Source organism: Streptococcus mitis subsp. hohhotensis, from assembly GCF_020089495.2.
GTDB classification, from domain to species: domain Bacteria; phylum Bacillota; class Bacilli; order Lactobacillales; family Streptococcaceae; genus Streptococcus; species Streptococcus hohhotensis.
Window position 1 is genome coordinate 1 of record NZ_JAIRCA020000030.1, and the last position, 6156, is coordinate 6156.

5 protein-coding genes and 1 pseudogene are annotated in these 6156 nt (G+C 40.6%); all 6 read right to left on the reverse strand.

The window, feature by feature from the left end; translation table 11 throughout:
- Positions 1–131 precede the first annotated feature (131 nt).
- The gene (locus tag K4Z77_RS09325; protein ID WP_224219149.1) at positions 132–569 is read right to left on the reverse strand and encodes a CoA-binding protein; all 438 of its coding nucleotides are present in this window, start codon (positions 567–569) and stop codon (positions 132–134) included.
- Positions 570–653: 84 nt separating this feature from the next.
- Positions 654–3287 carry a DNA polymerase I gene (gene polA, locus K4Z77_RS09330; protein WP_224219150.1) on the reverse strand — a complete coding sequence of 878 codons (2634 nt, stop codon included), beginning with the start codon at positions 3285–3287 and terminating at the stop codon, positions 654–656.
- Positions 3288–3518: 231 nt separating this feature from the next.
- Complete coding sequence (srtB, locus tag K4Z77_RS09335) at positions 3519–4349, reverse strand: class B sortase, LPKTxAVK-specific (RefSeq protein WP_224219151.1); 831 nt, start codon at positions 4347–4349, stop codon at positions 3519–3521.
- Between the two features lie 85 nt (positions 4350–4434).
- Positions 4435–5070 carry an amylase-binding adhesin AbpA gene (gene abpA / locus K4Z77_RS09340; RefSeq protein ID WP_224219152.1) on the reverse strand — a complete coding sequence of 212 codons (636 nt, stop codon included), beginning with the start codon at positions 5068–5070 and terminating at the stop codon, positions 4435–4437.
- Positions 5071–5293: 223 nt separating this feature from the next.
- A pseudogene (locus tag K4Z77_RS09345) lies at positions 5294–5631 on the reverse strand (hypothetical protein); the annotation flags it as partial.
- On the reverse strand, positions 5632–6156 hold a 525-nt coding region (locus tag K4Z77_RS09350; protein WP_474104200.1), incomplete at its 5' end, for a nuclease/transposase family protein.

The window sequence follows — 6156 nt, forward strand, 5'->3', positions numbered from 1 at the left end:
GGGCTTTTATCTGTTTTATCATGGGAAATCCCTCCTTAACTATAAGTTTATCACATAAAAAAGAAACCCAAATACAGAATTGTATTTGAATTTCTTAACTTAATGACATTGGCCCACCAGCTACCTTTTTCTTACGCTTCCTCAATCAAGCGTGTATGTTCTCTCTTGATGCAGCGATTCATCACGATATCATCGCATCCACCATCACGCAAGATTTCTTCTGCTTCTAGACTTTCAAGTCCTAGCTGTGCCCAAAAAATCTTAGCATCAGCCTTTAGAAAATCACGCGCCACTTCAGGCAGAAACTCACTGCGACGGTAAACATTGACAATATCTACAGGAAAAGGAATCTCAGCGAGGCTAGCATAAGCCTTTTCACCCAAGATGTCGCCACCTGCCGCCTTGGGATTGACTGGAATAATTTTATAACCTCGATCCTGCATTTCCTTAGTCACTCGATTGCTGGTTGTCTCCTCACGGTCAGACAAACCCACCACAGCAAGGGTTTTACTCGTTGCGAGATACTGACGAATCACGCCATCACTTGGATTGATAAATTCTTGACTCATAGAAATCCTCCTTTTTCATCAGTATAGCACAATTTGAAAAGGCTTGCATAATTTTACTACAAAAAAGGAGGACTAGCCCCCTTTTTATTTAGCCTCGTACCAGGTTGCCCCTTCATTTTCATCTGCGATTAAGGGAACACTGAGTTGAATGGCTTCTTCCATGGTTTGTTTGACCAATTTTTTCATCTCTGCTAATTCAGATTTAGGCACTTCAAGGACGATTTCATCGTGCACTTGCAGAAGCATCTTAGTCTGATAACCACCTGCAACCAAGGCTTTATCCAGCTGAATCATGGCAATCTTGAGAATATCTGCCGCCGAACCCTGGATAGGAGAGTTGATGGCAGTCCGCTCCGCAAAACCACGAATATTAAAGTTGCGCGAATTGATATCTGGCAACTCACGACGACGTTTAAAGAGGGTCTCCACATAGCCCTTATCACGCGCCTCACGCACTACTTCATCCATGTAGTTTTTAATACCTGGGAAGCGTTCAAAGTAGGTATCAATATAGGCTTTGGCTTCCTTACGGCTAATGCCCAAATTATTAGACAAACCAAAGTCTGAAATCCCATAAACCACTCCAAAGTTGACAGCCTTGGCATTGCGACGGTCGTTTGCAGTCACATCCTCAGGACGCTCAATGCCAAAGACCCGCATGGCTGTCGAAGTATGGATATCTGCCCCCTCTTGAAAGGCTTTAATTAAGTGCTCATCCTTAGAAATATGCGCCAAAACGCGCAATTCAATCTGCGAATAGTCCGAGCTGAGCAACACACTATCCTCCCACTCAGGTACAAAAGCCTTACGAATGAGACGCCCCTGCTCCAAACGCACAGGAATATTTTGCAAGTTTGGATCCACACTAGACAAACGCCCAGTCTGGGTTAAATCCTGCACATAGCGAGTATGAATCTTTCCATCAGCTAAAATCCAGTCCTGCAAGCCAATCACATAAGTGGATTGAATCTTAGCAATCTGACGGTAATCCAGGATTTTCTTAACAATCGGAGCAATAGGAGCCAGACGCTCCAACACATCCACCGCTGTCGAGTAACCCGTTTTAGTTTTCTTAGTGTATTCTAGAGGAAGACCCAATTTTTCAAAGAGAAGGACGCCCAACTGCTTAGGCGAGTTGATATTAAAGTCCTCACCAGCCAGTTCGTAAATCTCCTGAGTCAGTTTTTCAATAACAAGCTCATTTTCAGCCTGCATCTCAAGCAAGGTCTCTTTTTTAACCTTAATCCCAGCAATTTCCATCTTAGCAAGGACAAAAGCAAGAGGTTGCTCCATATCATAAAGAAGCTCTAATTGCCCATTTTCACTGAGTTTTTCAAGCAAAACAGGCTCTGTTTCAACCAAAACAGCAAGCTTACGAGCCAAGTGTTCCAAGAATTTCTCGCGTTCAGGAATAGCCTTCTTGACCCCCTTACCGTAGAAAGTTTCATCATCAACCAAATAAGTCTGACCATAAAGACTAGCAATAGTCGCAATTTCATTGTCCTCCACAGTCGAAAGGAGGTATTTAGCCAAACGACTGTCAAAGGCAGGCGCCTGCAAATCCAGACCAAAACGATGCAAAAGAACTTTAGCTTTCTTAAAGTCATACACTCTCAGAGGTGTTTTTTCTAAAAAGTCCTTGAAAATTGGCTCTTGCAAAAGTTCAAGTTTGTCTGTAGCATAAAGCTTAGCCCCACAAGACCAAGCAAATCCAACCAAATCATCCGTATGGTAATTCTCACTAAAAAGCTCAAAATGGAAGATAGACTCTTCACTCAGCATATCTTGACTGACTTGGTCAACAATAGTAAAGTTCAAACTCTCAGCCACATCAGCTGACGATGCATTTAAAGCCTGCTTGAGCTGTTTGAAGCCCATCTCATCGTAGAATTTCCCAAGATTTTCCACATCTGGACCACTATAGACCACATCCTCCAAACCAATCTCAATCGGTGCCTTGGTATCAATGGTCGCCAGTGTTTTCGACAAAAAGGCCTGTTCCTTATCATGGATGAGATTTTCCTTCATCTTAGAAGCCTTCATCCCATCGATATTTTCATAAATTCCCTCAAGCGAACCATGCTCTAGCAAGAGCTTGATACCCGTCTTTTCACCGATTTTGGTTACTCCAGGGATATTATCCGACTTATCACCCATGAGCGCCTTGAGATCGATAAACTGCGTCGGTGTAATGCCCATCTTTTCCATAAGATATTCTGGCGTAAAGGCCTCAAACTCAGCCACACCTTTCTTGGAAATTTCAACCACCGTATGATCATCCGTCAGCTGAATCAAATCCTTGTCCCCACTGACAATGGTAATATCAAAACCATCCTGCTCTGCTAGCTTATCCAGTGTTCCAATAATGTCATCCGCCTCATACTGAGCCAACTCATAGTGACGAATCCCCATATGATCCAGCAACTCACGAATAAAGGGAAATTGCTCACGAAACTCATCAGGAGTCTTGGCCCGACCACCCTTATAGTCCGCATACATCTCTGTACGGAAGGTCGTCTTTCCCGCATCAAAAGCCACCAAAATATGACTCGGCTCAACCCGCTCCAACAAATGACTCAACATCAACTGAAAGCCGTAAATCGCATTGGTATGCAAACCAGCCGCATTCTTAAAACGGTCCAACTGCTGATAGAGCGCAAAAAACGCCCGAAAAGCAACAGAAGACCCATCAATCAATAATAATTTTTTCTTATCCATACACCCATTATAAAGGAAAGCACCAAAAAATACCATTGGGAAGAGCCAAACCAAGTATTTTTCATACTTTTGGCGAATATAGCCATTTAGTTTTAAAAAAACAGAACTTAGCCCATGACTAAATTCTGTTTTTATGCTTTATAATTATAAAAGTGAAATCCTTTCCAACTGCAAAGAACTTCTATTCTTGCTAGACTATATTCATTCCTATTGTAGTAGTAGTCTATATATTTATCTTGTTGGTTTATACGTTAATTGATCTTTGTGCTGTTTGACAAACTCACTCATTTCTGAGTCTGGTATTTGACGAAGATATAGATTCGCACGAATCGTTTCATCTTCTTCACGACAAGTTGAAAGAACTAAATACTTATCTTTAGCTGATACTTTAACATTTGGTTTCTTAACTTCAGCTGTTTCATAAATAGTTGTTAACTGTGTTTGAAAATCTTTATCATCATCAAATGAAGTGCGATAAAAGGCTGTTTCTTCCGGTACTATAATCATAGCAACTGCTTCATAATAATACTTTCTCTCTGGAGTCTCAATCACAACATATGGATGTTCATCAAAATAATCTTGACGACTATAGTAGTTCACATCATTAAACATACGATGATCCCCAACTTTACTACCACGAGCATGACCAAATAACCAAGTTAAACGGTCACTAAAATCCTTTTTATTATCTGTGTCCATAAACACTGTTCCCATATAAGGTTCGTGACCACCATCAAATCTCTTATCTAAATAAGTTGAATTATCAGTTGTTTGAACAACAGGCTCATCCAACTCTGTTCCGGGCGCATACACATAAGCGATCGTATCAGAGTTTGTTCCAAGTAAGCCTTTGAACTTATTCGTAAGATATTCTTTTTCCTCTGCCGATGTCGTAGCAATTTTTTGTGTCGTTTGTGCTACCTTAGTTTCACTCGCCTGATCAGTTGGAGCTAAAAATGTCTTATAGAGGAATAAACCTCCTAAAGCGACAATAGCTACAGCAACAAGCGAAGCGATAATTTTCTTCATAGGTGACTTATTTTTAGTTGAACGTCTGCTCATTTTTATCTCCCTTGTTTATTTACTTTTATCAAAAAAATCACTGAAACGAAGTTTCAGTGATTAGTTACTTCATTAAATAAATAAATTATTTAGAAGCGTGTGTTTTTGGAAGAGCTTTTTGACCAGCTTTAGCTGTTGCATCTGCTTGTTTAGCTACTGCTTCTGCTTGTTTAGCTTGCTCTACTGCACCTGGTTTACCTGGTTCTGGAGTAGCTGATGGAGCTGTTTGTCCGTTTTGACCATCTTGAACGTGATCTTTCAAATAACGAGCGTTTGCTTGTTCAGGAGTTTCGTTCAAGATATAGTATTTACCTTCTTTTTTAAGAGCTAAATTGAAAACTTCTTGCAAATGTTTCACCGCTTCGTTACGAACTTTTGCCACTTCTGCATCGTATGCTTTTTGAGCAGCTACAACTACATTTCTGTATGGTGCTAAAAGTTCATCACGGTTATGTGTGAAGTTTTCTGGTGCATTTTCTGCTTTTGCCAATTCAGCTTGTGCTTTCTCAAGATCAGCTTTATTTGCATTGATATTTTCACTATATGCTGCCACATATTCGTTAACTCTATCAGCAGTTACAAATTCTGATTGGCTTTCATATGCTTCACGTGAATCATATGGTCCAGGGAGGTTAGCTCCACCATTGTTATCTGCAAATGCTGGCACTACTGCAGAAAATACTGCAAGAGCTGCTACTGATGTCAATAAAACTTTTTTCATTGTTTTATCTCCTCTTTTATTTTTTATTTGATTGTAAAGAGTTTTCTTTACTACCACCGTTATACCACTTAAATAATTGGTGTCAACAATTTTTATCTTATTTTTAAGAAAATATTGGAGAAAACAGTCCAAACTTTAAATGTTGAACTCTAATCACTCATAAAAGCTAACTTATTTCAATCAAACGAACAATAATACTTTATATTCCCGACTATTCGAATCATTACTGGATGGCAACATCTGAAATCAGAAGGCCTTGATGGACTAGACTTGCTAAACCTACTTTTACCCCTCCTCAGTACTCTCTGGACGACCACGTTCTAAGCCTTTTTCTTCAGCTCGTTCCAAGGCATAGTTATGTGCTAACAAGGCTTGTTCTTCGCGCATATGTAGTTGACTAAGCAGCTTCCTGTCATCCTCAGACCAGCTCTTGTAGTCTAGCAGTTGGTCTGCTTGGCTGATAGCTCGCTCAGGTTGTTGGGTAAAGGGCTTATTCCCGAAAAACTCCAACCACGGCTTGCGAACCTTATATTTGCTAGTTTCTCTGTATTTTTTTAGTTCTTATTTGTGATGCTCTTTCAATAGTGACTCAAATTCAGCAACGGTCATGCCCAATTGCTGACTGGCTACCTCAGATGTCAGAAGACCTTGACGAACCATATCTAGGAAAGCAAAGAGCTTCCCACGCTCTAAACCTTGTTCAATACCTTCCGCCCTAGCAGTTTCCAAGGCATAGTCCTGTGCTAACAAGGCTTGTTCTTCGCGCATGCGTAGTTGACTAAACATTTTCCTATCCTCCTCGGACCAGCTCTTATAGTCCAGCAGTTGGTCTGCTTGGCTAATGGCTCGCTCGGGTTCTTGGGTAAAGGGTTTATTCCCGAAAAACTCCAACCATGGTTTACGAACCTCATCTTTGCTGGTTTCTCTGTATTTTTTTAATTCCAAGAACGCCATCTTGACTAGATGATGTTCCTGTCCATTGTTTGTAATTGTTAAAGCCTCACCTGTCGTGTCCTCGCGCATACTAAAGCTATGGAAAGCCAAGTCATCTTGGAAATAATTGCTATCTACGATAGCAATAGCATA